At 37.8% G+C, this 26,023-nt stretch carries 29 protein-coding genes; 26 read left to right on the top strand and 3 right to left on the bottom strand.

Annotated elements, in window-relative coordinates:
- Positions 1-259: 259 nt before the first annotated feature.
- From AB3I34_RS05810 to AB3I34_RS05795, 4 genes are all read left to right on the top strand, one after another.
- Complete coding sequence (locus AB3I34_RS05810; RefSeq protein WP_002383065.1) at positions 260-1,153, top strand: PTS mannose/fructose/sorbose transporter subunit IIAB; 894 nt, start codon at positions 260-262, stop codon at positions 1,151-1,153.
- Between the two features lie 48 nt (positions 1,154-1,201).
- A complete protein-coding gene (locus tag AB3I34_RS05805) occupies positions 1,202-1,993 on the top strand; it encodes a PTS sugar transporter subunit IIC (RefSeq protein ID WP_002358771.1) in 792 nt (263 codons plus the stop codon).
- Positions 1,986-2,786, top strand: a complete 801-nt coding sequence (locus AB3I34_RS05800; protein WP_002383066.1) for a PTS system mannose/fructose/sorbose family transporter subunit IID — start codon at positions 1,986-1,988, stop codon at positions 2,784-2,786. Before AB3I34_RS05805 ends, AB3I34_RS05800 begins: the two co-directional genes overlap by 8 nt.
- Positions 2,787-2,900: 114 nt before the next feature.
- Positions 2,901-5,915 (top strand): polysaccharide lyase 8 family protein, encoded by a 3,015-nt coding sequence (locus AB3I34_RS05795; protein ID WP_262231407.1) that lies wholly within the window; start codon positions 2,901-2,903, stop codon positions 5,913-5,915.
- 69 nt (positions 5,916-5,984) lie between these two features.
- On the opposite strand, the gene AB3I34_RS05790 is transcribed toward AB3I34_RS05795, so the two are convergent.
- Complete coding sequence (locus AB3I34_RS05790) at positions 5,985-6,308, bottom strand: DUF960 domain-containing protein (protein WP_002355697.1); 324 nt, start codon at positions 6,306-6,308, stop codon at positions 5,985-5,987.
- Between the two features lie 251 nt (positions 6,309-6,559).
- Positions 6,560-7,168, bottom strand: a complete 609-nt coding sequence (locus AB3I34_RS05785) for a 50S ribosomal protein L25/general stress protein Ctc (RefSeq protein WP_002358773.1) — start codon at positions 7,166-7,168, stop codon at positions 6,560-6,562.
- Positions 7,169-7,498: 330 nt separating this feature from the next.
- Between AB3I34_RS05785 and AB3I34_RS05780 the strand changes: the two genes are divergently transcribed.
- Complete coding sequence (locus AB3I34_RS05780) at positions 7,499-8,281, top strand: pseudouridine synthase (protein ID WP_002361308.1); 783 nt, start codon at positions 7,499-7,501, stop codon at positions 8,279-8,281.
- Positions 8,278-8,958, top strand: coding sequence for a YjjG family noncanonical pyrimidine nucleotidase (locus tag AB3I34_RS05775; RefSeq protein ID WP_010712054.1), 681 nt, complete (start codon positions 8,278-8,280; stop codon positions 8,956-8,958). Before AB3I34_RS05780 ends, AB3I34_RS05775 begins: the two co-directional genes overlap by 4 nt.
- A 35-nt stretch (positions 8,959-8,993) precedes the next feature.
- Here AB3I34_RS05775 and AB3I34_RS05770 read toward each other — a convergent pair whose 3' ends face one another.
- Positions 8,994-9,449, bottom strand: coding sequence for an N-acetyltransferase (locus AB3I34_RS05770; protein ID WP_010712055.1), 456 nt, complete (start codon positions 9,447-9,449; stop codon positions 8,994-8,996).
- Between the two features lie 174 nt (positions 9,450-9,623).
- On the opposite strand from AB3I34_RS05770, the gene udk reads away from it, so the two are divergent.
- The 20 genes from udk (at position 9,624) to AB3I34_RS05670 (ending at position 25,998) form a co-directional block, all read left to right on the top strand.
- Positions 9,624-10,253 carry a uridine kinase gene (udk, locus tag AB3I34_RS05765; RefSeq protein WP_002355702.1) on the top strand — a complete coding sequence of 210 codons (630 nt, stop codon included), beginning with the start codon at positions 9,624-9,626 and terminating at the stop codon, positions 10,251-10,253.
- Between the two features lie 168 nt (positions 10,254-10,421).
- On the top strand, positions 10,422-10,763 hold the full coding sequence (locus tag AB3I34_RS05760; protein ID WP_002355703.1) for a type II toxin-antitoxin system PemK/MazF family toxin: 342 nt from the start codon (positions 10,422-10,424) through the stop codon (positions 10,761-10,763).
- Between the two features lie 188 nt (positions 10,764-10,951).
- A complete protein-coding gene (locus tag AB3I34_RS05755; protein ID WP_078126872.1) occupies positions 10,952-11,350 on the top strand; it encodes a DUF1310 family protein in 399 nt (132 codons plus the stop codon).
- Positions 11,334-12,581 (top strand): DUF2974 domain-containing protein, encoded by a 1,248-nt coding sequence (locus AB3I34_RS05750; RefSeq protein WP_010712058.1) that lies wholly within the window; start codon positions 11,334-11,336, stop codon positions 12,579-12,581. The genes AB3I34_RS05755 and AB3I34_RS05750 overlap by 17 nt, the downstream gene beginning before the upstream one ends.
- A 17-nt stretch (positions 12,582-12,598) precedes the next feature.
- A complete protein-coding gene (locus tag AB3I34_RS05745; RefSeq protein WP_010712059.1) occupies positions 12,599-12,940 on the top strand; it encodes a hypothetical protein in 342 nt (113 codons plus the stop codon).
- A gap of 2 nt (positions 12,941-12,942) precedes the next feature.
- Complete coding sequence (locus AB3I34_RS05740) at positions 12,943-13,191, top strand: hypothetical protein (protein WP_010712060.1); 249 nt, start codon at positions 12,943-12,945, stop codon at positions 13,189-13,191.
- A gap of 94 nt (positions 13,192-13,285) precedes the next feature.
- A complete protein-coding gene (locus tag AB3I34_RS05735; protein ID WP_228759698.1) occupies positions 13,286-14,305 on the top strand; it encodes a Gfo/Idh/MocA family protein in 1,020 nt (339 codons plus the stop codon).
- Between the two features lie 369 nt (positions 14,306-14,674).
- Entirely contained in the window at positions 14,675-16,594 is a 1,920-nt protein-coding gene (locus AB3I34_RS05730) for a transcription antiterminator (RefSeq protein WP_002388793.1), read from the top strand.
- Positions 16,560-16,883: a PRD domain-containing protein gene (locus AB3I34_RS05725; RefSeq protein ID WP_025189316.1), complete on the top strand. Its 324-nt coding sequence runs from the start codon at positions 16,560-16,562 to the stop codon at positions 16,881-16,883. Before AB3I34_RS05730 ends, AB3I34_RS05725 begins: the two co-directional genes overlap by 35 nt.
- 14 nt (positions 16,884-16,897) lie before the next feature.
- Entirely contained in the window at positions 16,898-17,254 is a 357-nt protein-coding gene (locus AB3I34_RS05720; RefSeq protein WP_002355707.1) for a glycine-rich SFCGS family protein, read from the top strand.
- Between the two features lie 30 nt (positions 17,255-17,284).
- Positions 17,285-17,641: a DUF4312 family protein gene (locus tag AB3I34_RS05715; protein ID WP_002355708.1), complete on the top strand. Its 357-nt coding sequence runs from the start codon at positions 17,285-17,287 to the stop codon at positions 17,639-17,641.
- A 15-nt stretch (positions 17,642-17,656) separates the two neighbouring features.
- The gene (locus AB3I34_RS05710) at positions 17,657-18,436 is read left to right on the top strand and encodes a DUF4311 domain-containing protein (protein WP_002355709.1); all 780 of its coding nucleotides are present in this window, start codon (positions 17,657-17,659) and stop codon (positions 18,434-18,436) included.
- A gap of 19 nt (positions 18,437-18,455) precedes the next feature.
- Entirely contained in the window at positions 18,456-19,151 is a 696-nt protein-coding gene (locus AB3I34_RS05705; protein ID WP_002361314.1) for a DUF4310 family protein, read from the top strand.
- Positions 19,152-19,281: 130 nt separating this feature from the next.
- Positions 19,282-20,595: a PTS sugar transporter subunit IIC gene (locus AB3I34_RS05700; RefSeq protein WP_002383077.1), complete on the top strand. Its 1,314-nt coding sequence runs from the start codon at positions 19,282-19,284 to the stop codon at positions 20,593-20,595.
- A gap of 25 nt (positions 20,596-20,620) precedes the next feature.
- A complete protein-coding gene (locus AB3I34_RS05695; protein WP_002384997.1) occupies positions 20,621-20,920 on the top strand; it encodes a hypothetical protein in 300 nt (99 codons plus the stop codon).
- Between the two features lie 8 nt (positions 20,921-20,928).
- Positions 20,929-22,017: a DUF871 domain-containing protein gene (locus tag AB3I34_RS05690; protein WP_010712065.1), complete on the top strand. Its 1,089-nt coding sequence runs from the start codon at positions 20,929-20,931 to the stop codon at positions 22,015-22,017.
- A gap of 8 nt (positions 22,018-22,025) precedes the next feature.
- The gene (locus AB3I34_RS05685; protein ID WP_010712066.1) at positions 22,026-23,135 is read left to right on the top strand and encodes an amidohydrolase/deacetylase family metallohydrolase; all 1,110 of its coding nucleotides are present in this window, start codon (positions 22,026-22,028) and stop codon (positions 23,133-23,135) included.
- Positions 23,125-24,231: a DgaE family pyridoxal phosphate-dependent ammonia lyase gene (locus AB3I34_RS05680; RefSeq protein WP_010707792.1), complete on the top strand. Its 1,107-nt coding sequence runs from the start codon at positions 23,125-23,127 to the stop codon at positions 24,229-24,231. Before AB3I34_RS05685 ends, AB3I34_RS05680 begins: the two co-directional genes overlap by 11 nt.
- Positions 24,232-24,234: 3 nt before the next feature.
- Entirely contained in the window at positions 24,235-24,978 is a 744-nt protein-coding gene (locus tag AB3I34_RS05675; RefSeq protein ID WP_002361094.1) for a KDGP aldolase family protein, read from the top strand.
- A 9-nt stretch (positions 24,979-24,987) separates the two neighbouring features.
- On the top strand, positions 24,988-25,998 hold the full coding sequence (locus AB3I34_RS05670) for a sugar kinase (RefSeq protein ID WP_002376041.1): 1,011 nt from the start codon (positions 24,988-24,990) through the stop codon (positions 25,996-25,998).
- Positions 25,999-26,023 lie beyond the last annotated feature (25 nt).

Raw genomic sequence — 26,023 nt, 5'->3', positions numbered from 1 at the left:
CGATTGCCTCCATTCTAGTAATCGAATGAATTAAGCATAACATGTTAACTAGCCTTTAGCAAACACTTTGAAAAAGAGGAAAGACAATTTTTATTTAAAGAATTCAAAAAAATAAATTCAATATATTAAGATATTAGGTTTACGGATAACTTAGTATGTGTTATAGTAAGTTTGTACAGAACATAACATGTTAAGTAGGGTCACCTACATCTAGGGAGGGAAATTCGTGGAAAACATTGTACTAATTAGTCATGGTAGCATGGCTGAAGGCGTCAAAGTTAGCTTAGAAATGATCGTTGGTCGGCAAGAACACGTGCATACAGTCTCATTACGACCAGATAGCGACAATCTTCAATTTGAGAAAGAGCTAAATGAAAAAATGAAAGCCCTTAACGGTACGACACTGATTATTGCTGATTTACTAGGAGGAACGCCATGTAACGTGGCAACTAAGAATTATTTGAACGTTGACGGAGTGGAAATTATTGCAGGGATGACACTCTCTGTTGTGATTGAAGCAGTGGTTAATCAACAGGCTTCGATTAAAGAATTAGTTTGTTTAGCACAAGAAAATATTGTTGATGTAAAGGCTGGAATGAATCAAGCAGAACAAGAGATTTCAGAAGCCAGTAAAGAAAAAGAATTAAGTAACTATAGTCAATATGCTGGAAAAGAAAATATTGTAAACACACGGATTGATGAACGGTTAATTCATGGACAAGTAGCGGGAATTTGGTCGACAAGTCTTAGTACACAGCGAATAATTGTAGCCAATGATGAGGCGGCTACAGATCCTTTACAAAAATCATCTTTGAGAATGGCAGCGCCTTCTTCGATGCGTTTATCTGTTCTTGGAGTAGAAGCTGCCGCTAAAAATATTCAATCAGGAAAATATGGTAAACAGCGTTTATTTTTATTATTTAAAAATCCGAAAGATGTGCTCCGCTTTATCGAAGCGCAAGGACCTATCAAAACTGTAAATGTTGGGAATATGAGTTACAAAGAAGGAGCACGCGAAGTGACAAAAAGTATTCAAGTTTTACCAGAAGAAGAACAAATTTTTGAAACAATCGCTTCAAAAGGCGTCACGGTGACAGCCCAATTAGTTCCAAACGATCCAGTCGTTGATTTTATGAAAAAATTACGCGGCTAAAACTGTCAGACTAAGAAAGAATATTTTTAAATTTAGGAGGAAATTTCAATGCATTTAGCAGCGTATCAAATTATTTTAATTACTATTTATGCGTTTATTGCTATTAATGACTCACTTATTTCAAATACGTTGACGCAACCAGCTATTGCTGGAATGATTTCTGGAATGATTATGGGAGATTTAAAAACTGGTTTAATGGTTGGCGGCACTCTTCAATTAATGCGTTTAGGAATTGCTGCTTTTGGTGGAGCATCGGTACCTGATTATTTCACAGGGGCTGTTTTAGGAACCGCTTTCGCTGTAATCTCTGGAAAAGGAGCGGAGTATGGTATTGGTTTAGCTGTTCCTGTTTCTCTGTTGATGTTGCAACTAGATGTAGTCGCCCGTTTTTGTAATGTCTTTTTACTTCATAGTGTCGATAAAGCGATTGATAAGATGCAAGTAAAACGGATTCCACGCTTAGTTTTATCTGGTTCTGTTCTATGGGGACTGTCTCGTGCCATTCCGATTTTATTAATGTTATTAGCGGGGGATGCTGTAGTAACAACGATTACCGATAACATGCCAGAATGGCTAATGACGGGCTTAAAAACAGCTGGAGGAGTATTACCTGTTGTCGGTGTAGGAATTTTATTACGTTACTTGCCAACGAAGCAATATATCCCCTATTTACTATTAGGCTTTTTCTTAGCGGCTTATTTAAAAGTTCCAATGTTAGGTGTTTCGATAGTTGGGATGGTAGCAGCGATGCTTGTATTTAAACGTGATGGGGCAAAAAGCACGACACAAGCAACAACAGGAAATGGTGATTTTGAAGGAGGATATGACGGCGATGAGTAAGCATAAACTGACAAAAAAAGAATTAAATGCAATTAGCTGGCGTTATATTTTAGGAAGCCAATTAAACTGGAACTATGAACGTATGATGAGTTCAGGATATTTATACGGCATCTTACCTGTTTTAAAAAAATTCTATGGTCATGATGAAGCACAATTTCAAGATATGATGCGCACACACAATCAATTTTTTAACACCAATGCTATTTTTGGGAATTTAATTATGGGGATTGATGTTGCGATTGAAGAGCAAGATGGCTATAAAGCGAAAGAAACAATTATTGCGCTAAAAACAGCTCTGATGGGTTCTTTGGCAGGCGTTGGGGACTCTTTATTCCACGTTATTTGGGGGACGATTTTCGGCTCTGTTGCAGGGACACTGGCTCAAAATGGTTCGGTGGTTGGCTGTGTTATTTGGATTATTGCAAATATTGCACTATTGTTTGGTCGGGCCGCGCTCTTACCACTTGGTTATAAGCAAGGGGTCAAACTAGTGACGACCTTAAAAGACAAGTTATCTGCCTTTACGAATGCAGCAACTGTTCTTGGTGTGACTGTGATTGGTGCCTTAATTCCTTCAGTTATCAAGGCGACAGTTCCTTTTGTTTATAAAAAGAACGGGGTCGAATTAGTTATTCAAGATACGTTAGATGCGATTTTGCCTTCCTTAGTTCCAATCTTACTTGTTCTTTTGACTTATTGGATGTTAGGTCAAAAGAAACTAAATTCCACACGAGTGATTTGGATTATTTTAATTTTATCGATTGTTTTGAGTGCCTTTGGTATTTTGGCGTAAAAAGTATATTAAGTGATTTTCAGAGAGTCGGAGAGTGTAGAAAGTATTTTTCTTCACTCTTTTTCTCTGATTTGCATGTAAGCGTTTTACAATAATTTTTTAGGAGGAGAAAGAATGAAAAACAGGAAAATATGGGTAATGCTGGTCGGACTGTTTACTGCTTTGACGAGCGGATTTATGGGAACCACTCTTACTTTTGCAGAAGAAAACGAAGCGAGCCAAACGATTGAGCAACTCTCTTACATTTCAGATTTCCCCAATCAAGTTGGGCATTGGCAAGATTTGGTGGGAACAGCAGAAAAAAAGAATGATTCTGCTGGTTTATGGATCGCAAACACGAAGCAAGGGACAAACCTCGAATCTGTCTCTATCAATCTTGATGCACGCGAACAATCTTCAGGAGATCTTGAACTAACCTTTTTATATGAAGGGCAAAGTAACTTCGGATTGGTTTTTCGCGGAGATAAACAAAAGACGAGTCAATGGCAATCTTTTGCTTATAATCGTGACGGCCGCTGGCAATTAGGACAACCAGGCGGTAAATGGCTAACTAATATTCCGGGGCCAACATTACTAAGTGGTCAACAATATAAACTGCTGGTTCGCTATGATGGGAAAAAAATTCAAACATTCCTGAATGATCAATTATTTTATGAAAATGAAGAGGTTCATTATCCTGATGGTACGTCCATTAATGATGACTGGACGGGCGCTGTAGGAATTAGACTATTTGGTAATCTATCAAAGCTGAATATCATTTCTATGAAAAGTGGCTCCGTTGGTAGCATTCCTGTTGTCGATTCATCTGCAGAATACCGAGAATTAAAAGAAAAATGGCGAAATCAGCTTGTTTCAAAAGAATATGATTCAACTAACCAAGCGCTTGTAGACTACGTCCAAAAAATCTCCAATGAAGCAACAGAACTCGATCAAACGATGAATAAAGAGCCGAACCGCAGCTATTTATGGCCACTAGAGCCTGGCAATACGCCATCGGCTGATTTAACGACTCAATTTACCAAATTGCAAAAATTAGCGTTAGCCTATGGAACGAAGGGGAGTACGCTTTACCAAGATGACAAATTGGCAGCAACCATTATTGATGGCTTAGATTTTATGGTGACGCAAAAAGGATATGATGGGAAAAAGTACCACGGAAATTGGTGGGACTGGCAAATTGGTGTGCCACAGAAGTTTCTTAATATTCTAATGATTTTAGAGGATAAAGTTTCTCCGGAAAAGCAACAAATCTATACAAATGCGCTGAGCAGTTATGTCCCAGATCCGTTTAAACAGTTGTATACAAAACCACAAGGAACATTTGTGGATTTAGCTTTTATCCCAAATTTTGTGACATCAGGAGCGAACCGAACGGACTTAGCTTTAACTGTTTTGGGGTTAGGAATTTTACAAAAGGATAGCGGGAAAATTAACCAAGCATCCAGTAGTATCGTCGATGTATTTAAATTAGTCACAAAAGGTGATGGTTTTTACCAAGATGGTTCTTTTATCCAGCACAATAACATTCCTTATACAGGTTCGTATGGCAATGTTTTGGTGAAAGGGGTTGGACAAATTTTGGCCATTACAGCAGATTCATCTTTTCAAATGGATGCAACTCTTGTGACAGAATTTGTTGAAAATGTTGATCGTGCCTTTCTTCCTTTGATTTATAAAGGTGAAATGCTACCAACTGTGAATGGCCGTTCCATCTCAAGAGCCCCAGGAGTTGGAAAAACAGGCTATGGCTCAACTACCATGTATAATTTATTAATTGTGGCTAAATTTGCCCCTAATAATTATCAAAAGAAATTTCAAGAAGCCGTTAAATATTGGATGAAGGAGAACCCAGATTATTATTTGACGAATGCTCGTGATTTTAATGATTTACAGATGACTATGCAACTTTTAACTAATCCAGAAATTACGGGAGGGCAACTTCCTTTTACAGGCACGAAACTTTATGCTTCGATGGATCGATTTGTCCAACGCACACCTAGTTATATGTTTGGGCTAGGCTTGTATTCAAAGCGCACTGCATCTTTTGAAGCAGGGAATAAAGAAAATAAACGTGGCTGGCACACTGGTGACGGAATGATGTACGTATATAATGATGACGAGGTTCAATTTAATTCCAGCTATTGGCCAACTGTAGATCCCTATCGACTACCAGGAACAACGGTAGATACCATTTCTTTGGCAGATGAAGTTTCAGCATTTACAACAATCACATCGAAAGAGCAATGGGTTGGTGGAGTAACGTCAGAAAATCAGGCAGTAGTAGGGATGGCTCTTAATAAAGACGGGACCAAAAATAATGGGAAACTTTTACCTATGAACCTACAAGCTAAAAAATCTTGGTTTGTATTAAATGGGCAAATTATCGCATTAGGCGCAGGAATTAAAGGGGATACAGAAGCTTCGATTGAGACAGTTGTTGATAATCGTTTGTTAAATGATGCGTATCAGTATCAAGTGCTATCAAATATTGGGGAGATTCATGAGAAAAATGAAACGAGTAAAAAACAATGGTTATTACTAAAGTCGGATCATTCCAATGCTAATATGGGTTATTATTTTCCAGAAGAAACAACGGTAAATGTTAAAAGTGAAACTAGAAAAGGAACCTATAAAGCAATTAATGAAGCATTTGCAAGTGATAAAGAATATGTAGGTGATTATCGAACATTTACGATTCAACATGGTCAACACCCAACGAACGAGCATTATGCTTATGTAGTTTTACCAGGAATCGATGAAACTGATTTAAAAACATATGCTGCCAAAAAAACAGTAGAAGTTCTCTCAAATACAGAAGAAATTCAAGCAGTTAAGCAAGAAGAAGAAGGCTATCTTGGGGTTAACATTTGGTCAGAAACTGGCGGTACAATAGCAGGGATTACCTCAAATAAAGCTATTTCTTTAATGAGAAAGACACAACAACACCAAAAAACGTATACTTTCTCTGATCCCACACAAACAACTAAGACACTGACTTTAAAAATACCAAAAGATTACAGCACAGTAATTAGTCAAAGTGACGGAATCACTTATGATGATGCAACAGCAACCTTTACTATTAATTTTGAAAATGCTGCAGGAAGTAGTAAACAAATTATTGTAGAATAACTAAAAGAAATTAAAGTAGCCTCAAATTCCAGTTTTAATCGGAATTTGAGGCTACTTTGTTGAAATTATTTAAGATTCTAACATTTCTGCAGGTAATAAAATCGTTTCACGATGGCCATCATCAAAAGCAAAAATTCGCGACGGATATGCCGTAGAATAACTAAATGGTAAGTCGATGGCCATTTCTACTGAACTATTTTCTTGAGAAAAATGGACAGTCACTTTGCCATTATTGTTCAACAAATCAAAGTGAAGTAAGTCGTTTAAAGGGATAACCCCTTTTAGATTTAAGTCAATAATCAACCAAATACTATCAATTAAGCCACTAGGTAAGCTAGAAACAACACCTAATGAAGCATAGCGGCTACGGTCACTATCAAAACGTTCAAACATATGGATGACCTCCTTTTTGTTTACTTACTTTTAGTATACTGCAAATTTTAAAAAAAGAAATTGTTTCGTTTGAAAATATTGCGTAGATTAGCAAAAATTTAATATTCCTCTGTAGCTTCCTAGCTTTGCAGGTGTCATCATTTATGTGAAGAAATCAAGACATGCAGTAAAAAGAAAATGGGACGTACGTTGTTTCAACGCACATCCCATTTCTAAAACGTAAGAGAATCAGCTGAACAAAAGTGTACTCTTTATTCGGCTAATTCTGGTTCAGTCGTTTCAGCAGCTGTTCCTTCTTCTTCTTCAGGAGCAGTTTGTGCTTCAACAATAGCAACTAGTTGTTCTTCTGGATCAGTTAAAATTTCATAGTCTTTGTGTTCAGGTAAATCAGCGATTGTAAGAGCATCACCAATTTCTAAGTTTGTAATATCTACTTCAATTGATTCTGGCAATTTATCTGGTGTGGCTGCCACTAAAACAGTGTACAAGTTTTGAGCTAAGGTACCCCCAGCTTTCACACCTGCAGATTCACCAATTAATTGAACTTCTGCTTCGACTTCTGTTGTTTCTTTCATATTTACAGATAAGAATTCAACATGAAGCATTTGACCAGTAAAGGTATCTAATTGTGCTTTAGACATTAATGTGTTGATGTTTTTGCCATCAACTGTCATTTTAATAACGGTGTTAGCACCATGTTCGCGTAAAATTTTTGATAAGTCTTTTTCTTCAAAATAGATTGGTGTACTTTCAATTTGGTAACCGTAAACAATGGCAGGTACTTTCCCTTCGTGACGTAGCTGATTTCTTAGTGAACGTGGACGGATAGCTCTTTCTTTAACTTCTAATTGTACTGACATAACCTAATTCCTCCTTGAAATAATGAGTGATTTGGTTAAACTCAGAAACAAAACATAATGGAAAAAAGAAACTCTTTTTTCAGTTGTTCTTGTCTAGAAAAATGCTAACAATAATCAAAAAATCCCCACAAATATTGCCAGGCAACACTCATGGGAATGGTTCATTGTTATCGTTGTTCTCTCCCAGGTCATTACGCTGTTTTTGAGAAACCTTTATTTACTTTACTTATTAACCGTAACACTTATATTTTTATACGTCAAGGAATTACCTTTTTCCACTTTTCATCTTTAACGGATTCCACTATACTAATACCAGAATGGAGCGGAACAATGCGATTAGATAAATTACTAGAAGAACTTCAGTTTGGATCACGCAAAACGGTGAAACGATTAATCAAAGGCAAGCAGGTCACTGTGGATGGCATCGTGACTTTAAATGAAAGTCAAAATGTCGATGCGCAATTACAAATGATTAAAGTAAAAGGACAATTAATTTCGCATAAGACACATGTGTACTACATGTTGAATAAGCCAAAAGGTGTGGTTAGCGCTGTCTCAGATGCATCTAAAAAAACAGTCATTGATTTGATTGCGCCGCAAGACAGACGCCCTGGTCTTTATCCAGTGGGAAGACTCGATGGCGATACGGAAGGGTTACTTCTATTAACAGATAATGGACAATTAGGGTATCAATTAATTCGGCCAAATAAAGAAGTAGCGAAATGTTATGAAGTGAAAGTCAATGGTTTGGTCTCTGCAGAAGATTGTGCTAAATTTAAAGATGGGATTGTTTTGCAAGGAGGCATTCAATGTAAGCCGGCAAAAATAACTGTTCTTGCAGCGACTGAAACGGAGAGTCATGTTTTCCTGACTATTCAAGAAGGAAAATTTCACCAAGTGAAAAAAATGTTTTTATCTGTGGGAAAAAAAGTGACTGCTTTAAAACGCCAAACTATGGGGCCGTTGCGGCTAGATCCGCAATTACCTTTAGGTGCTTATCGTTCATTAACAAGAGAAGAGTTACAATTGCTATTGCCTTATTTTTTTATTGAAAAACAACAAACAAGCAAAGCGTTACCGAGTAATTTGAAAAGAGAAGAGGAACGGAAATGAAAACATTGCTTTTTGATGTTGATGATACATTGTTAGATTTTAAATTGGCTGAAAAGAAGGCGCTCCATGCCTTATTTGAAGAAGAAAATGTACCATTTACATCTGAAGTCGAGTCAACATACCACCGAATTAATCAAGGATTATGGCGTTCATTTGAAGAAGGAAAAATAACAAAAGATGTTCTCCTTGATACACGGTTTGGTTTATTGTTTGACGCGTTTAATCGAGAAGTTGATAGCGTTAAAATGGGAGAAAACTACCGAGAATATTTAAGTCAAGGACATGACTTGCTTGGCAATAGTCAACGTATCTTGGAAAAATTAGCACCCCATTATGATTTATATATTGTGACAAACGGAGTGGCAAAAACACAGTATCGTCGGTTGGAAGAGTCGAAATTAATGCCTTATTTTAAAGATATTTTTGTTTCAGAAGAAGTGGGTTATCAAAAACCGATGAAAGAGTATTTTGATTTTGTTTTTGAGCGGATTCCTAATTTTAGTCGAGAAAAAACAATGATTATTGGTGATTCTTTGCATTCAGATATTCAAGGAGGCCAACAAGCGAAAATTCAAACTGTTTGGCTCAATCCGACCTCCGCTCCAGCAACACCAACCATTCAACCCAATTATACGATTCAACAGCTAGATGAGTTGTTATCAATTCTTGGGCATTAAAAAACAACATTTCCTGTACAGGAAATGTTGTTTTTTTAACTTAAATGTAACCGTAAGCGAACCATATCCTTTAAAGGCAAGCCGTTTTCTATAATGGGCTCATCATAATGATGGATAAAAAAATCTGATTCAATATGTGTCATTCGAAAACCGACTTTTTGGTAGAGATATAGCTGTTGAAAGCCTGTGCTCCCAGTCCCAATCTCCAAGTAATCATACTTTTCTTTTTTGGCAAAATCAATGGCAAAATGTAATAATTCTTGCCCGATGCCCCGCCCGCGGCTTTCTTCTGAGACAGCGATGTTTACGATTTCCAATGTCCGTGGGTGAGTCGGCAACAGGACTAAAATTCCTTGAAGTTCTTCAGTCTGATAGTCAAAGCAAATACCGCGGGTAATGTAATCTGCCACCATTTTTTTTGATGGATCTGCCTCATAAAGAAGAGCGTAATGCGCAGTTGTAAGTGCTTCTTTTTTGACTTTTTTAATCATAGGTAGGATTCTCCTTTTATTGATAAGTATACTGTAATTGAAAGAAGTGTGGGCAGATTTTTCATAAGAAGATAAAAATCACATGAAAAGTCTTGGAAAAGGTCTGGCATTCTTCAGAGTTTTCATTATAATAGTAAAAGACAATGAAGTTTTTGAAAAGAAAGAGGTTTATACATGAAAGATAGTCAGCCAATTATCATTGGTGTTACTGGCGGATCAGGAAGCGGAAAAACCAGTGTTAGCCGTGCGATTTTTAATAATTTTCCCGATCATTCAATTATGATGTTAGAACAGGATTCTTATTATAAAGATCAGAGCCATTTGAGTTTTGAAGAACGTTTAAATACCAATTATGATCATCCTTTTGCGTTTGATACAGATTTATTGATTCAACATGTTGAACAACTGTTAAACTATCAAGCCATTGAAAAGCCAGTTTATGACTACGTTGCGCATACAAGAAGTACAGAAACGGTGATACAAGAACCGAAAGAAGTAATTATTCTTGAAGGGATTTTAATTTTAGAAGATCGCCGCTTAAGGGATTTAATGGATATTAAAGTGTATGTGGATACAGATGATGACATCCGTATTATTCGTCGAATCAAGCGTGATATGGAAGAACGTGGCCGTACGTTGGATTCTGTGATTGAACAATATTTGACAGTCGTGAAGCCCATGTATCACCAATTTATTGAACCTACGAAACGTTATGCAGATATCATTGTGCCAGAAGGTGGCGAAAACCACGTAGCTATTGATTTAATTAATACAAAAGTGGATAGTATTTTAACAAAAATGTAATAGTCAGCTTAAATAGCCGTCTCTATATCAGAGTCGACTGTTTAAGCTTTTTTTGACTTTTAAAGGGTGGTTTTATCAAATATTTTAAGGGATAGCTAAAAAGTTGAAAATATTGCAAGAAACAATATGCTATAATTTTTTAAAGGAAAAGGAGGGAAGGGAATCTGAATGATAAAAAGAGGTGAGGTTTTTTATGCGAATCTCTCACCAGTTGTTGGTTCCGAACAAGGTGGGATTCGACCTGTCCTGATTATTCAAAATAACAAAGGTAACTTATTTAGTCCAACGTTGATTGTTGCACCGATTACCCGTAACGTAAGCAAGCGGCTGCAACCAACGCAAGTCCTCATCGAAATTCCCCATAACGAGTGCAGGACGCCATCACTTATTTTGTTAGAACAAATTCGAACATTGGATAAAGAACGAATGCTACACAAGGTTTGTCAACTTTCTCGTGAAGAGATGGAACAGGTCAATCAAGCTTTAAAAGTTAGCGTTGGTATCCGTTAATTTACATATAAAGAAATCGTTTTGGGGAAACGGTTTCTTTTTTTTGAAATAGTTTCTAACTATTCGCTTTTCTTGTATAGCAAAAGAATTTCGAACATATCTGAATGATATTCAGATGATGTAAAATACTTTAATTTAGCAATCAAAGTATTTGAGGAGGGTAACCATTGACTAAAAAAAAGAAATTCATGATTCTAATTAGTTGTTTATTGCTCATTTTTATTTTAGGAATAGGAGGAAAAAAATACATGGATAGTAAAAGATTTCATGAAGAAATGTTGACGATTGTTAAAAGTGATGAAGCGAAAAAAGTTATTGAAGAAGGACTGCGAAATTTAGATCCAGATGCTTTAACTAGTGAAGGAATTATTAAGTCCTATGAAATTGATGAGGAGAGTGTGAAGCATAACCCAATGGGAGGGATCGATGGTGTAATATTTATCAATTCGGATAAAAATTTAGATATATTATTTAATTTAGATAAAAATAAGGATAATGGATTTTCCAGCAAATATGTAATTTCAGGATATTCAAATGATTTGAAAGAGGAATTAAAAAAGGAGAGAGAGAATGACTTTTACAGGTAATGAAAGAGTTGAAATCGCAAAAAAAGAATATCAAAATTGGGGTTTAAAAAAAGTAGTAGTACTTGATAATGGAAAAACAATTGGTTATGTCTCCCAAGTAAACGATAAATCCACTGGTGAACAATCTTTTGTCATAACCGATCAATACGTTCCACCGACAGCATCTTTAAGCGAACGACAAGCGGTTACAGAAGTTACTGTTTTGTACCGGGGTTCAACAGCTCCTGATAAAGGGAATTTATTTGATTCGTCTAATCCGACGTATCAAGATGTTCGTTCAGATTGGTTGGAAAATGATATCCCTGCCGCGATGCAAATTATGAATGGCGGTGAAAGCGCAATTCCTCAATTAAAATCAGCCTCAACTACGTTACAAGAAACAATGAAAGCGTATCCGAATGCTTTAGTAGATATTTATGGACATTCGTTAGGTTCGATGAATGGTCAATATGCAGTTTCGGATTTGCCTGAAGTTTTTCATACACGTATTTCTGGTGTCTATATTTATCAAGGCCCTAACATTTATAGTATTTTAAATGAACAACAACAAATCACTGCTGATAAGTTAACGGATGCTGGTAAAATTTTTAATTTTATCGACACAAAAGATTTGATACCAATTGGTTATTCTTCTTCAAAAAAACAAGTGGGAACCTTGATTGAGGTGGAATCAAAAAAAGTTGATATGGTCACGCAACATATGTGGGGAGGCTATCAGTTCGATAAAGCGGGGAATATTATTTCTCGTTCTAAAGGAAATGCTCAGTTAGCACAACATGAGGCCAACAAAGAGATTGAGCGACTTACTACACTTCGTAAAAAAATGATACAAGGAAATGGTGGATTATCTTCGGCACAAGAAATTTTTATTGATGCGATGCAAGCAAAAGCAATTACTACAGGTTATAAGCATACAATTCAGACAGAAATTGATGGCCTTATAAAATGGTTAAAAAAAGAGATAGAGAATGCCCATGAACTTTGGCAACATACAAAAGCAGATGCTCAGCGTTGGGGGCAACATCTAAGCGAAACAGAAAAAATAACTGCACTCGCGGAAGGAAATGTGACCGAATTTTCAACTGTTCATCAGCCAGTGAATGAATATGAAACTATATTAACAATGTTACGAAATATCCAAGAAGAATTAGATCAATTATTGGCTCAAATTAAGGCAACGATTGATCAACAAGTTGCAACAGATAGCGAGTTAGCAAATTATTTTTCTTAACTATGGGAGGACTTAGGATGGAAAGAGAATTGGATAATCAATTTATGCTAAAAGAGGACCATTATTTTTCAGAAAAGAGACTATTAGAGAATCAGTTAGCACAAGTAATGGAGGAGAAAAGATTTTTTTTACGATATTTAGAGCAGCTCTCTCTCCAAGTGCAACGACCGACACCTTATTATGATGTTGAGCCAAATCGACAAATCGTATATCGGCTATTAATGAATAGCCGAGAAGAAGCAGAGCAACGTGTCAAAAAAGAGCAAGTAGCGATTGATCATCAATTAGAAGAGATAAGACGAGTATTTTATCAAGAGCGACAGCATTATGAAGAAATGAAAAGACGAGCGAGGAGATAGGGATGTTAGAAGAATTACAAAAATCATTAGAAAAACAACTTATTAGAAATTTTGTTGCTAGTCAAAGTCAGGCAACGACTCAAAATAGAAAAAAGATGACTCAACAAACGCTTCAACAAATAAAGAAAACAATAAACGGAGCAACGACTACGTATTCAACTGATTTAAGCAAAGCAGCACAAGGGAAATGGGTAACTGCCGCAAAACAAGCTACTGAGAAAGTGACAAAAAAATTAGATTGGCTTGTTTAAGTAAAGAAGTGAAAATAATCTCTAAAAATAGTGAAGTAGGAAGGATTGTCTCCTAAAAGAAATTTATTTGATTACATAGCTCTTTAATTTTTCAATGAGATGCTTTATCTTTATAGAAGCATCAGAAAAAGAAAGAGGAGGCGATCACATGGATAAAATTCGTTATGGAATTATGAGTACTGCCCAAATTGTCCCAAGATTTGTAGCAGGGCTTCGAGAAAGCGCGCAAGCTGAAGTGCGCGGGATTGCATCAAGGCGTTTAGAGAATGCTCAAAAAATGGCTAAAGAATTAGCGATTCCGGTGGCTTATGGCAGTTATGAAGAGTTATGTAAGGATGAAACAATTGATATTATTTATATTCCCACCTACAATCAAGGACATTACTCAGCAGCTAAGCTTGCGTTATCACAAGGAAAACCCGTCCTACTGGAAAAACCATTTACATTAAATGCTGCTGAAGCAGAAGAACTTTTTGCAATCGCACAGGAGCAAGGGGTTTTTCTAATGGAAGCTCAGAAGTCTGTCTTTTTACCAATTACTCAAAAAGTAAAGGCGACGATTCAAGAAGGGGGATTGGGAGAAATTTTATGGGTTCAGTCAGTTACTGCCTATCCCAATGTGGATCATATTCCCTGGTTTTACTCGAGAGAAGCGGGTGGTGGAGCGCTTCATGGCTCAGGAAGTTATCCATTACAATACTTACAATACGTATTAGGGAAAGAGATTCAAGCGGTTACGGGAACCGCAACGTATCAGCAAGGAGCGACGGATAGTCAATGTAATTTAGCTTTGAAATTTGCTGAAGGGACGCTGGGCAATATTTTTATTAATGTTGGTTTAAAGATACCTAGTGAAATGACCATTTGTGGGACGAAAGGGCAAATCGTTATTCCTAATTTCTGGAAAACAGATTGTGCTTATTATACAGATGCTCAAGGCAACACTGTTAAATGGTCTGAACAATTTACTAGTGAATTTACGTATGAAATCAATCATGTGAATCAATGTTTACAAGACAAAAAGTTAACTAGTCCCGTAATGACGAAAGAATTAACGATAGCAACCGTTAAAATTGTTGAAGGTTTTTATCAAGAATGGTTTGATAACGAATAATTACCACCACTTGCTATCCAAACTATTCTGTGTTAAAGTGTGTTTTATGCGACGAGTTGACTCAATCAGATAGCTTCGGCTATTCCGTTTTGACGGCTAGTGATTGTCAAACACAACGACACCAGATAGTACGGCTATCAGTTACCGGATTTGTAACGTGTCGGACAGAATACTTTTGTGGAGAAGGTTTCTGTCTATTTATGCAAATAAATAGTGTGGTATCCCTTAACAGTAGTAACTGTTAAGGGATTTTTTTGTATGAAAAGAGAAGTGTTGCACTTTTATAAGTGCAACTTTTTTGTGTTGTGGAACAGATAAAATAACGCTATAGTTTTAAGTGTAAAGGGAAAAGAAAAGAGGTGACAAGGCATGACCGTGTTGTTGTCCAAAAGAGCGATAAATATTTTATTGATGCTTTTGGATTTGGAAGGGAGTATTACCACGCAAGAATTAGCTGAGAACTTTACTGTCAGCGTTCGAACAATTAAGTATGATTTAGAAGATATTCGTGCTTGGTTTGAACAGCACGATGAGACACTTTATTCAAAACGAAATAAGGGAATCTGGCTAGACTTACCTGACTCTAAACGCTTACTGTTAAAAAATGAAATTATCGATGTCGATCGATTTGAAACCTATCCTGATCAAAAAAGACGAGTCAATGTATTGATTTTTCAGTTATTGTCAGTCAAAGGGTACTTAACGGCACAGCAGCTAGCAGATGAATTATTAGTGAGTCGAAACACAATTGTCAGTGATTTGGAACAGGTCGAACGGTTGCTGCAAGCATATGATTTAACCTTAATTCGCCAAGCACGGCAAGGCTTTACAATCAGTGGTGAAGAAAGCAATGTACGCTTACTGATGGAATTTATCACTCAAAAAGAACTTACAGAATACGATATTTACCAAATTATGAACTATGTGACAAAGACAAAAGGGGCTGAAAAAATCCCTAAAATTAAATTTGGGTCAGGGACATTGTTTCAAGGTTGTTATCGTAGTGCATTGAAAAAAATGCGAAATTTAATTAATCCACTCGATCAAAATCAATTTGATTATGCCGAAATATTATCTATTACGTTGAGAGTGGCAATTGCCGCAGCACGTATGCAGATGGCACATACAATTGGGACTTACCGAGTGTTATCGCAAAAAACACGCTTTGAACAACGGAACGAAGTACCACTTTTACTTTTACAAGAGGTGTTTGAACGGTATGACTTGCCTTTATTAGCGGATGAATATTTTTATATTTATAGTGATTTATTCGGAACCCATCAACGGCAAGATATGGTTCAATTAACAAAGCAAGTGATTGAAAGCGTTTCAAAAGAGCTGAATTATCCTTTTGTAAATGATCGTCAATTATTTACGAACTTGTTTGCACACCTGTCCTTACGTTTTACAAAGAAACATTTATTTATTAATGAATACAATCCGTTTTCTGAAGAAATCAAAGGAAAACACCCAGCGTTATTTTTAGCTATTCAAAGTGCCTGTAAACAATTAATTCAACGTTCTGTTTTGTTAGTCAACGATTCTTTCTGCGCATATATTGCGTTGCATTTTTTGGCAGCTCAGGAACGACAACAGCAGGAAGCTAAAGTTGTTAGGATTGTGTATGTTTGCTCGACGGGCTTAGGTGTGACCAGTTTAATTGAACAAAAAATTTTAGAGGAAGTACCAAACGTTGAACTCGCAGGATTTGCTTCTGTTTTAAATGCAACTGAAGTGATTCAAGCAGAAAAGCCCGATTTGGTATTGAGTATTTTCCCAATTGAAGAAATGACATACCCATTTATTAAAGTTAGTCCATTGTTGACGGACACAGACTTAAGTTTGATTCGGGAAGAGGTCGATAAAATTTTATTAGGGAAACGTCAAGGAAAAGGTACCGCTCGCTCCACGAAATCTGATGTAATTGAAAAAAATGAACGGATACAAAGCCAAGATTTGTTAGTAAAAGCGTATATTATTTATGAAGAGTTAAAACGAATGTTTCAAACAAAGTTACTGAGCGAATATCAAGAAGCCTTTTTACTGCACGTTTTATTAATGACACATCGGATTACGTTTAATAAACAATACGAAGAGATTCCTTGTAATAGAGAAGTATCTCACGAAAGGCAAGAAGAAATTCGGCAAATTGAATGTTTATTTGCTAAAAATGAGTTACCTGTCAATCATGCTGAAATTTCAGCATTACTTAATTATTTAGAACAACCAAAGGAGGAAGAGGATGGAACTAGCAATGGAAGCACAGGAGATCATTCGACAAAGTGCTGAACCAGAAAAGCTACAATCGATTATCAAACAAACCAGCGCGCGATTAGCAGAAGCACAAATTGAACCAACGGAATTACAGTGGACGATTTTGATCAACCATCTCAATGAGATGCTGAATCGTTCAAGAGAAGGAACGACATTAGCTGGTGTTGATCGGACGTTATTTAAGGAACTAACACCAGAAACGTTGAAAATTGCACAAGAAACAACAGAAGCAATTGGTCAGTTATCAGAAGATGAATGGTATGTTTTAGCTGTTCATTTTGAAGTTGCTAAACAAAACAATTAATAGGAGGAAAAGTTATGATTACAGTAGTTATCGCAGATCGTTTAGGAAAAGGACAAAATGTTGCAAAAGGAGTGGAGCAAGCCGGTGGTCGCGCGGTTGTTGTTCCAGGAATGGGCGCTGATATGCGTTTAGGAGATGTGATGCAACAAGAAAAGGCTGATTTAGGCATTTCTTTCTGTGGCAGTGGTGGTGCAGGGGCGTTAACGGCTGCTACTAAATACGGGTATCCCGAAAGACATGGCATGCGATCAATCGAAGAAGGGGTAACAGCAATTAACGATGGGAAAACTGTTCTTGGATTTGGTTTTATGGATCAGGAAGAACTTGGTAAACGAGTAACTGAAGCATTTATTAAGAAACACGGAGCATAGAAAGTAGTAACTTAGAAAGGAGCGGTAATTATGGATGCCACAAAACGGTCAACACAAACCGTGATTGTTTCTGGAAAAGGTAATAAGAAGAATGAAGCTTTTGCAAGTGCGTTGAATGATGTTTCAAAAAAAGTATTAAAAGAAACAACAGAGGTCCTCATCCGGATTGAACCGAAAGAAGTAACTATTCGTCAGGCAAAAGAACAAGTTTATACAGAAAAATTTCTGTTCTTCTTCTTTCCTAGAAAGAGAGTGATTTATCATGTCGAACTAGCTGTAGAAGTGGAAATCCAAGCCATTGCAGTCGAAGAAGTTGATTTTTTAACGGAAACAATTAAAGAACCGAACGCAGTAGTAGTTCCGTTTCTTTCAAAAAGAGGCGTATAAAGGGAGGAAGAAGGAATGGAATTTGTAATCATTTTGCTGAAGTCATTGCTTATTGGTGGTTTACTAGGTTTTGCAGCTGGCGCAGGCGCTGCTCGGATGTTTCATGCACCACAAACGCAAGGGTTAGGGGCATTTAGAACATTAGGAGAAATGAACGCGGCACAAGGAGATCCAGCATCACACTTTTCTTTTGGTTTAGGTTTTTTCTTTAATGCTTGGGCTTCGGCCGTCGGAGCAGGGGCTTTTACACAAGATGTGACCCACCGGATTGTGCCTAACTGGGCTGCAGCAATTTTATTGGTAAAGGATAAAGATGTCACTAAAACGATGCATAATCCCAAAAAAATGGGGATTGTCGGGGCCTTTGTAGGAATGGCGACTGTGGCTTTCTTAAATAGTACAGCTGCAGCAATTCCAGAATCGCTACAAGTAACAGCAGTTGCGGTGTTGGTACCTGCAGCAACGATTTTAATCAATACTGTGATGCCTGTTTTATTCTGGCTAGCGGCTTTAGATGCAGGAAAACGGACGGGTTTCTGGGGAACGTTATTTGGCGGATTATCTCAATTAGTCATGGGCAATGCTGTCCCAGGAGTTGTATTAGGGATCTTAATCGGTAAAGGTGTCGATGATTTAGGGTGGACCCGAATGACACGCGGCATGCTTGGTGCCATTATCTTATTATTTATTTTAAGTGGCTTCTTCCGAGGGTTCGACTTAGAAATGATCGAAAGTTTCCGCTTGTCTATTCCTCAATGGTTAAATAATTTACACAATGTCTTCACCGTTAAATAGAAAAAAGGAGGTCTCATAGATGGAACAGCAAGAAAAAAATGAATGGGCACAACAAGAACAAGAAATTCAAGAAGGTTTAAAAGGCAAAAGTTTTTGGTATGCTGATTGGGGCTTTCCCATTTTAGTCGGGATTATGTCAGCGGCAATTTTTGCAGGAACACATATGTATGTAGTTTATGGTGTGGGCGCCTTTAATGAAGTTTCAATTGTTGCGATGCTAAAAGCTGGTTTAGATGGTGGTTCTTATGGCGCTGCCGCAGCATTCGGTGCAAGTTTCCTGTTTGCACGAATTTTAGAAGGTTCTTTAGTCGGGATTTTAGATTTAGGTGGCTCAATTTTAACGGGGATCGGGATTGGCGTACCTGCAATTTTCCTCAGCATGGGTATTAAAGCACCTGTAGAAAACTTTGGCTTAGCACTTTTAACAGGTGCGCTACTAGGGTTAGCGGTTGGTGGCGTAATTGTGTTGATTCGGAAATTTACTATCAATCAAGGAAATTCCACTTTTGGTGCGGATGTGATGATGGGTGCTGGTAATGCCTCAGGACGTTTCTTAGGCCCGTTAATTATTTTGAGTGCGGCGGGTGCTTCGATTCCTATTGGGATTGGTGCTACATTAGGAGCGTTAGGTTTTTACATTTGGAAAAAACCAATCGCTGGGGGCGCAATTTTAGGCGCAATGATTTTTGGTGCAATATTCCCGGTTTCTTTATAATCAGAAAAAGCCTTTTGTTTTGCACTTTCTCTGTCACAAATAAGAATAAGCGTTTACATTATAATGTTACTATGTTATTATAAATGCGAAATAATTATTATTTTTATTAGTTGAACGGAGGAATTAACAAATGAATGGTTTTGTACAGTGGATGGAAGTTAAGTTAATGCCGATTGCGAATAAATTTGGTTCGCAACGCCATATGACAGCGATTAGAAAAGGATTAATTGCAACGATGCCTTTAACAATTGTGGGCTCATTCTTTACAATTTTTCAAAATATTCCAATTGAGGCATACACAAAATTGATTGAACCTTATCAAGCAATTTTAGATATTCCTTCCCGCTATACGATGGGGTTACTTGCACTTTATGCAACATTTGGGATTGCTTCATCATTGGCCAAAAGTTATAAGCTTGACTCTTTGACGTGCGGAATTTTAGCATTAATGGCCTTTTTAGTAACAGCGGCACCACCAACACGTGTCTTTGAAGATGTTGACAACGTCATTACAGCAGGGCGCTATATTAATTTAGCAAATTTAGGTTCAGCTTCTTTATTTGGTGCGATTGTAACAGCGCTGTTATCTGTTGAAATTTATCGCTTCTTTATCGAAAAAGATATTATGATTAAGATGCCAGATGGCGTACCGCCTGAAGTGTCAAATTCATTTATTGCGTTAATTCCAGGAGCAGTTATTCTTTTATTATTCTGGGTTATTCGCCACGTAATTGGTTTTGATTTGAATGGTTTCTTGAGTACGTTATTAATGCCACTTAAAGGTATCCTTGCTGGTAACAGTTTATTTGGCGGCTTACTAACAGTCTTCTTAATCTGTTTCTTTTGGGTTTTAGGGATTCATGGTCCAGCGATTATGGGCCCAGTTATTCGTCCTTTCTGGGATATGTCGATTGCAGAAAACCTTGAAGCTTTTACCAATGGTGCAAACGTTCATCAGTTACCTAATATTTTTACAGAACAGTTTTTACAATGGTTTATCTGGATTGGTGGCGCTGGAACTACGCTTTCTTTAGTTGTTTTAATGATGTTTTCTAAATCAACGTATCTGAAAAGTCTTGGCCGTTTATCGTTCTTACCAGGCTTGTTTAATATTAATGAACCAGTTATTTTCGGAACGCCTATCGTAATGAATCCTATTTTAGGTATTCCGTTTATCGTGGCACCGTTAATTACAACAACGCTATCTTATTTCTTAACAGTCGCTAATATAATTCCGATGATGGCTGCTCGTTTAGCGTTTGCTATTCCAGCACCAATTGCTGCTTGGATGAGTACCAATTGGAGTTTTTCGGCCGCAGTATTAGTGATTGTTAACTTCTTAATTACAATAGCTATCTACTATCCATTTTTCAAAGTTTATGAAAAACAACAATTGGATAAAGAAGCAGAAGAATTAGCAGCTGAACAAGCAGCGAAAAATTAAAAAATGTTAGGGCGGGTGTTCTGATATGAATATCCTGCCCCTTCTAAGTCAGAGAAGAAAGTCAGGAGCGTATAAGATGATTATTTGGTTCATTTTCTTTTTTATCGTTAGTCAAATTATTATAGAAAAAGGGCAGTTGCCTACTGTTGTTTATCAACTTGGTTTAGTAAAGACGTTGGTTTTTACGGCAGTTTGTATTACTCTTTCCATGATAATTGGCGGATTTCTAAATCAACCAGTATTGCTCGTTGGCTCTACAACAATCCTGTGTAGCTCGGTGATTGCTTGGAAATTTCGAAATAAATTTGAAAATAGCGGAGTGTGAGAACGAAGATGAAAAGAGCATTAGGTGTATCAGTTTATCCAGATCATAGTGATATCAATCAAGATAAAGCGTATTTAAAAAAAGCCAGCGAATGTGGGTTTACTCGAATTTTTATGAGTATGTTAGAAGTGACCGATGGCAAAGAAGCGGTTCAGAAAAAATTTAAAGAATTAATTAGTTATGCGAAAAATTTAGGATTTGAAACAATTTTAGATGTCGTTCCAAGTATCTTTGATGAATTGGAAATTTCATATGATGATTTGACTTTTTTCAGCGAATTAGGAGCTGACGGGATTCGGTTGGATACAGGTTTTGATGGAAATAAAGAAGCCATGTTGACGTTTAATCCATTCGGCGTGGCTATTGAGCTGAATATGAGTAATGATGTTGCTTATCTTGATAACATTTTGACGTATGAAGCGAATCGACCTTTCTTATATGGTTGTCATAACTTTTATCCACAAGCGGGAACTGCATTGCCGTATGATTTCTTTGAAAAATGTAGCATCCGCTTTAAAAAGGAAGGAATTCGGACAGCTGCTTTTATTTCATCACAGGTAGGTGAAATTGGTCCTTGGGATGTGAATGATGGGCTACCTACTTTAGAAATGCATAGACAGTTGCCAGTCGCTGTTCAAGCTAAACATTTATTTGCAACAAATTTAATTGATGATGTTGTTATCGGAAATGCTTATGCTTCCAACGAAGAATTAGAAGCATTGGGTCAGTTGAATCGTTATCAAACAGAATTGACCATTGCTTTTGAAGAAGCGACTTCTGAAATTGAAAAAGAAATCGTAACAAAAAATCAACATTTTCGCCGTGGAGATATCACTCAGCAGATGATTCGCTCCACAGAAGTGCGTAAAAAATATAAGAATGAAGCTAATCCCCCACATGATAATCAAGCAATGCTACAACCTGGAGATGTTGTTGTGGGAAATGATGCATTTGGAAAATACAAAAATGAATTACAAGTCGTTTTAGAACCACATCAAGACTCACGCAAAAACCGAGTAGGGCGTATTATAGAAGAAGAACTTGTATTATTAGAATTCATTAAGCCTTGGACAAAATTTAGATTTATAGAAAAGTAGGGAAGAATATGGACTACGATTTACTTATAAAAAATGGACAGACAGTAGATGGTATGCCTGTTGAAATTGCAATTAAAGAGAAAAAAATAGCTGCTGTTGCAGCAACTATTTCAGGTTCTGCAAAAGAAACTATCCACTTAGAACCAGGTACTTATGTATCCGCAGGCTGGATAGATGATCACGTTCATTGTTTTGAAAAAATGGCTCTTTATTATGATTATCCAGATGAAATTGGGGTCAAAAAGGGTGTTACGACAGTGATTGATGCTGGGACAACAGGTGCTGAAAACATTCATGAATTTTATGACTTAGCGCAGCAAGCAAAAACAAATGTTTTTGGATTAGTCAATATTTCTAAATGGGGCATCGTTGCTCAGGACGAACTCGCAGATTTAAGTAAAGTACAAGCGAGTTTAGTCAAAAAAGCGATTCAAGAATTACCAGATTTTGTTGTAGGGATTAAAGCCCGTATGAGTAGGACCGTTATTGGCGATAACGGCATTACGCCTTTAGAATTGGCCAAACAGATTCAGCAAGAAAACCAAGAAATTCCCTTAATGGTTCACATTGGATCAGCACCACCTCATTTAGATGAAATTTTAGCCTTGATGGAAAAAGGGGATGTCCTAACCCATTGTTTTAATGGGAAAGAAAATGGCATCTTAGACCAAGCAACGGATAAAATAAAAGATTTCGCTTGGCAAGCGTACAACAAAGGGGTCGTATTTGATATCGGGCATGGTACGGATAGTTTCAATTTTCACGTAGCTGAAACAGCGTTGCGCGAGGGAATGAAAGCTGCATCAATTAGCACAGATATCTACATCCGTAACCGAGAAAATGGTCCTGTTTATGATTTAGCCACAACGATGGAAAAACTCCGTGTGGTCGGCTATGATTGGCCAGAAATTATTGAAAAGGTAACCAAGGCTCCTGCTGAGAATTTCCATTTAGCTCAAAAAGGCACGTTGGAAATAGGTAAAGATGCTGATTTAACGATTTTCACGATTCAAGCAGAAGAAAAAACATTGACTGATTCTAATGGATTTACACGAGTAGCCAAAGAGCAAATTCGCCCAATCAAAACAATTATTGGAGGAGAAATCTATGACAATTAGTTACGAAAAATTCCACTTGAAAGAAGTCATCAATGCTTCTGGCAAAATGACCATTCTAGGTGTCTCCAAAGTTTCGGAGGCAGTCCTCGCGGCTCAACGATTCGGTGGTGAACATTTCTTTGAAATGAGTGAACTTAGTGTGCAAACAGGGGCCTTTTTAGCCAACTTATTGAAGGTAGAAGATGCCCAAATCGTTTCCTCGGCTTCGGCGGGGATTGCCCAATCGGTGGCTGCTCTGATTGGAAAAGGCAGCTTGTACCACGCGTATCATCCCTATACAGAAAAAATTGAACAGCGGGAGATTGTTTTACCTAAAGGGCACAACGTGGACTACGGCACGCCTGTAGAAGTCATGGTAGCGCAAGGCGGCGGCCAAGTAGTGGAAGCTGGCTACGCCAACATGTGCAGTCCAGAACACGTGGAAATGATGATTTCCGAAAAAACAGCGGCCATTCTATACATCAAAAGCCATCATACCGTGCAAAAAAGTATGCTGACGGTGGCCGAAGCGGCCAAAGTGGCGCAACGCCACAAGGTGCCGCTAATTGTTGACGCGGCAGCAGAAGAAGATCTTTTCAAATACACTGAAGCAGGCGCAGATTTGGTGATTTACAGCGGCGCCAAAGCCATTGAAGGGCCAAGTGCCGGTTTAGTGGTCGGGAAAAAAGAATACATTGACTGGGTGCGCCTGCAAGGCAAAGGCATTGGTCGAGCAATGAAAATTGGCAAAGACAATATCCTAGGCTTTACGCAAGCAGTGGAAGAATACTTGGCGCATGGCAGTGAGTCAGGGGCTTCGATGCAAGAACGCTTAAAACCGTTTGTTGAAGCCATCAACAACTTGTCAGATTTAACCGCCAAAATCGTCCAAGATGGCGCTGGCCGAGACATTTATCGCGCCAGTGTTAAAGTGGACGGCAGAAAAACCGCTAAGGAAGTCATCCAAGCATTAAAAGCAGAAAGTCCGGCCATTTATACGCGTGAATATCAAGCCAACAATGGCATCATTGAATTTGACATTCGTTCTGTCAATCAAGAAGAAATGAACAAAATCGTGCAACGATTACAAGAAATTATGGACACAAAGGAGAAATAAGCCATGTCATTAAAACCTAATTATTTAGAAGAACGCATTTGTTTAAACGTCTTAGCCAATTCAGTAGAAAATGCCCAAGCCTGTTATGAAGCAGCAGAAGGGCATGTTGTGTTAGGCGTCCTTTCAAAAAACTATGAAACCGATGAAGCAGCCATTGACGATATGAAAAAATACCAAGCAGCAACCAACAACGCTTTATCTGTCGGCTTAGGGGCTGGCGATCCTAATCAAAGTCAAATGGTGGCTCGCTTATCAGAAGTTCTACAACCGCAACACGTGAACCAAGTCTTCACAGGTGTCGGCGCTTCGCGGGCCTTACTTCGTCAAGACGAAACAGTGATTAATGGCTTGGTTTCACCCACAGGCAAAGTTGGCTATGTCAACATTGCGACAGGTCCGTTAAGCTCTGGTGCGCCAGCGGCGGAAGTACCTATCGAAACCGCCATCAAATTGTTGAAAGACATGGGAGGCAGTTCCATTAAATATTTCCCGATGAAAGGCTTGGCTCACAAAGAAGAATACCAAGCAGTAGCAGCAGCTTGTGCCAAGTATGACTTTTATTTAGAACCAACAGGGGGCATTGATTTAGAAAACTTTGAAGAAATTGTTCAAATTGCAGTGGATGCCGGCGTTAAAAAAATCATTCCTCATGTTTACAGCTCAATTATCGATCAAGAAACAGGGGACACTAGAACAGAAGACGTGAAAACGTTACTAACCATGATGAAAAACACATTGAATAAGTAGGTGGCAAAGATGAAAATTGCTGCGTTTGGTGAAGTCATGCTTCGTTTCACTCCGCCAGAGTATCTAATGTTAGAACAAACAGAGCAGTTAAGAATGAACTTTGTAGGGACTGGCGTAAATCTCTTAGCAAATTTGGCTCATTTTCAATTAGAAACAGCATTGATTACGAAATTACCTGCCAATCGTCTTGGTGAAGCTGGCAAAGCAGCGTTAAGGAAGTTAGGAATTTCAGATCAATGGGTAGGAGAAAAGGGCGATCATATTGGTAGTTTTTTTGCAGAAATGGGTTATGGAATCCGCCCCACACAAGTAACTTATCAAAATCGCCATCAGAGTGCTTTTGGCATCAGCGAGGCGAAGGACTACGATTTTGAGGCCTTTTTAGCGGAAATAGATATGGTGCATATTTGTGGTATTTCGTTAAGTTTAACTGAAAAAACTCGTGATGCTGCTTTGATACTTGCGCAAAAGGCGCATGCCTGTCAAAAGAAAGTTTGTTTTGACTTTAATTATCGACCTAGTTTGAATACAGCAAATAGCGCACTCTTTATGCGTCAACAGTACGAACGCATTTTACCTTATTGTGATATTGTTTTTGGCAGTCGTCGTGATTTGGTCGAGCTATTAGGGTTCATTCCGCGAGAAGATTTAGAAGGTGAGGCACAAGAAACTGAACTGATTCAGCGCTTCATGTCTCAATACAATTTGGAATGGTTTGCTGGGACAACGAGAAGTCATTCCCAAAATCAAAACTACTTAAGTGGGTATTTATATACCCAAAATGAGTACCAACAGAGTGAAAAAAGACCGCTTCTTAATCTTGATCGAATTGGTGCTGGTGATGCTTATGCGGCGGGGATTTTATATGGCTATAGCCAAAATTGGTCGTTAGAAAAGGCGGTTACCTTTGCCACAGTCAATGGGGTCCTTGCACATACGATTCAAGGAGATATTCCTTTGACAACGGTCAAACAAGTGAATCATGTTCTCGAGCATCCGAATATTGATTTAATTCGTTAAAGAAGAAAACCAGAAGAAAAGTCGT

The sequence above is a fragment of the Enterococcus sp. C102(2024) genome, from assembly GCF_040888205.1.
In the GTDB taxonomy this organism is placed as follows: Bacteria; Bacillota; Bacilli; order Lactobacillales; family Enterococcaceae; genus Enterococcus; species Enterococcus faecalis.
This window is presented reverse-complemented; position numbering and strand designations above follow the sequence as displayed.

What these genes read in the sequence shown, in the direction of transcription:
- AB3I34_RS05795 (WP_262231407.1), top strand. Translation starts at nt 2,901, where the DNA reads ATGAAAAACAGGAAAATATGGGTAATGCTGGTCGGACTGTTTACTGCT.
- AB3I34_RS05680 (WP_010707792.1), top strand. Translation starts at nt 23,125, where the DNA reads ATGACAATTAGTTACGAAAAATTCCACTTGAAAGAAGTCATCAATGCT.
- AB3I34_RS05710 (WP_002355709.1), top strand. Translation starts at nt 17,657, where the DNA reads ATGGAATTTGTAATCATTTTGCTGAAGTCATTGCTTATTGGTGGTTTA.
- AB3I34_RS05670 (WP_002376041.1), top strand. Translation starts at nt 24,988, where the DNA reads ATGAAAATTGCTGCGTTTGGTGAAGTCATGCTTCGTTTCACTCCGCCA.
- AB3I34_RS05715 (WP_002355708.1), top strand. Translation starts at nt 17,285, where the DNA reads ATGGATGCCACAAAACGGTCAACACAAACCGTGATTGTTTCTGGAAAA.
- AB3I34_RS05770 (WP_010712055.1), bottom strand. Translation starts at nt 9,449, where the DNA reads ATGATTAAAAAAGTCAAAAAAGAAGCACTTACAACTGCGCATTACGCT.
- udk (WP_002355702.1), top strand. Translation starts at nt 9,624, where the DNA reads ATGAAAGATAGTCAGCCAATTATCATTGGTGTTACTGGCGGATCAGGA.
- AB3I34_RS05690 (WP_010712065.1), top strand. Translation starts at nt 20,929, where the DNA reads ATGAAAAGAGCATTAGGTGTATCAGTTTATCCAGATCATAGTGATATC.
- AB3I34_RS05800 (WP_002383066.1), top strand. Translation starts at nt 1,986, where the DNA reads ATGAGTAAGCATAAACTGACAAAAAAAGAATTAAATGCAATTAGCTGG.
- AB3I34_RS05705 (WP_002361314.1), top strand. Translation starts at nt 18,456, where the DNA reads ATGGAACAGCAAGAAAAAAATGAATGGGCACAACAAGAACAAGAAATT.
- AB3I34_RS05760 (WP_002355703.1), top strand. Translation starts at nt 10,422, where the DNA reads ATGATAAAAAGAGGTGAGGTTTTTTATGCGAATCTCTCACCAGTTGTT.
- AB3I34_RS05720 (WP_002355707.1), top strand. Translation starts at nt 16,898, where the DNA reads ATGATTACAGTAGTTATCGCAGATCGTTTAGGAAAAGGACAAAATGTT.
- AB3I34_RS05780 (WP_002361308.1), top strand. Translation starts at nt 7,499, where the DNA reads ATGCGATTAGATAAATTACTAGAAGAACTTCAGTTTGGATCACGCAAA.
- AB3I34_RS05750 (WP_010712058.1), top strand. Translation starts at nt 11,334, where the DNA reads ATGACTTTTACAGGTAATGAAAGAGTTGAAATCGCAAAAAAAGAATAT.
- AB3I34_RS05790 (WP_002355697.1), bottom strand. Translation starts at nt 6,308, where the DNA reads ATGTTTGAACGTTTTGATAGTGACCGTAGCCGCTATGCTTCATTAGGT.
- AB3I34_RS05735 (WP_228759698.1), top strand. Translation starts at nt 13,286, where the DNA reads ATGAGATGCTTTATCTTTATAGAAGCATCAGAAAAAGAAAGAGGAGGC.
- AB3I34_RS05755 (WP_078126872.1), top strand. Translation starts at nt 10,952, where the DNA reads ATGATTCTAATTAGTTGTTTATTGCTCATTTTTATTTTAGGAATAGGA.
- AB3I34_RS05745 (WP_010712059.1), top strand. Translation starts at nt 12,599, where the DNA reads ATGGAAAGAGAATTGGATAATCAATTTATGCTAAAAGAGGACCATTAT.
- AB3I34_RS05685 (WP_010712066.1), top strand. Translation starts at nt 22,026, where the DNA reads ATGGACTACGATTTACTTATAAAAAATGGACAGACAGTAGATGGTATG.
- AB3I34_RS05695 (WP_002384997.1), top strand. Translation starts at nt 20,621, where the DNA reads ATGAATATCCTGCCCCTTCTAAGTCAGAGAAGAAAGTCAGGAGCGTAT.
- AB3I34_RS05805 (WP_002358771.1), top strand. Translation starts at nt 1,202, where the DNA reads ATGCATTTAGCAGCGTATCAAATTATTTTAATTACTATTTATGCGTTT.
- AB3I34_RS05785 (WP_002358773.1), bottom strand. Translation starts at nt 7,168, where the DNA reads ATGTCAGTACAATTAGAAGTTAAAGAAAGAGCTATCCGTCCACGTTCA.
- AB3I34_RS05675 (WP_002361094.1), top strand. Translation starts at nt 24,235, where the DNA reads ATGTCATTAAAACCTAATTATTTAGAAGAACGCATTTGTTTAAACGTC.
- AB3I34_RS05700 (WP_002383077.1), top strand. Translation starts at nt 19,282, where the DNA reads ATGAATGGTTTTGTACAGTGGATGGAAGTTAAGTTAATGCCGATTGCG.
- AB3I34_RS05740 (WP_010712060.1), top strand. Translation starts at nt 12,943, where the DNA reads ATGTTAGAAGAATTACAAAAATCATTAGAAAAACAACTTATTAGAAAT.
- AB3I34_RS05775 (WP_010712054.1), top strand. Translation starts at nt 8,278, where the DNA reads ATGAAAACATTGCTTTTTGATGTTGATGATACATTGTTAGATTTTAAA.
- AB3I34_RS05725 (WP_025189316.1), top strand. Translation starts at nt 16,560, where the DNA reads ATGGAAGCACAGGAGATCATTCGACAAAGTGCTGAACCAGAAAAGCTA.
- AB3I34_RS05730 (WP_002388793.1), top strand. Translation starts at nt 14,675, where the DNA reads ATGACCGTGTTGTTGTCCAAAAGAGCGATAAATATTTTATTGATGCTT.
- AB3I34_RS05810 (WP_002383065.1), top strand. Translation starts at nt 260, where the DNA reads ATGGCTGAAGGCGTCAAAGTTAGCTTAGAAATGATCGTTGGTCGGCAA.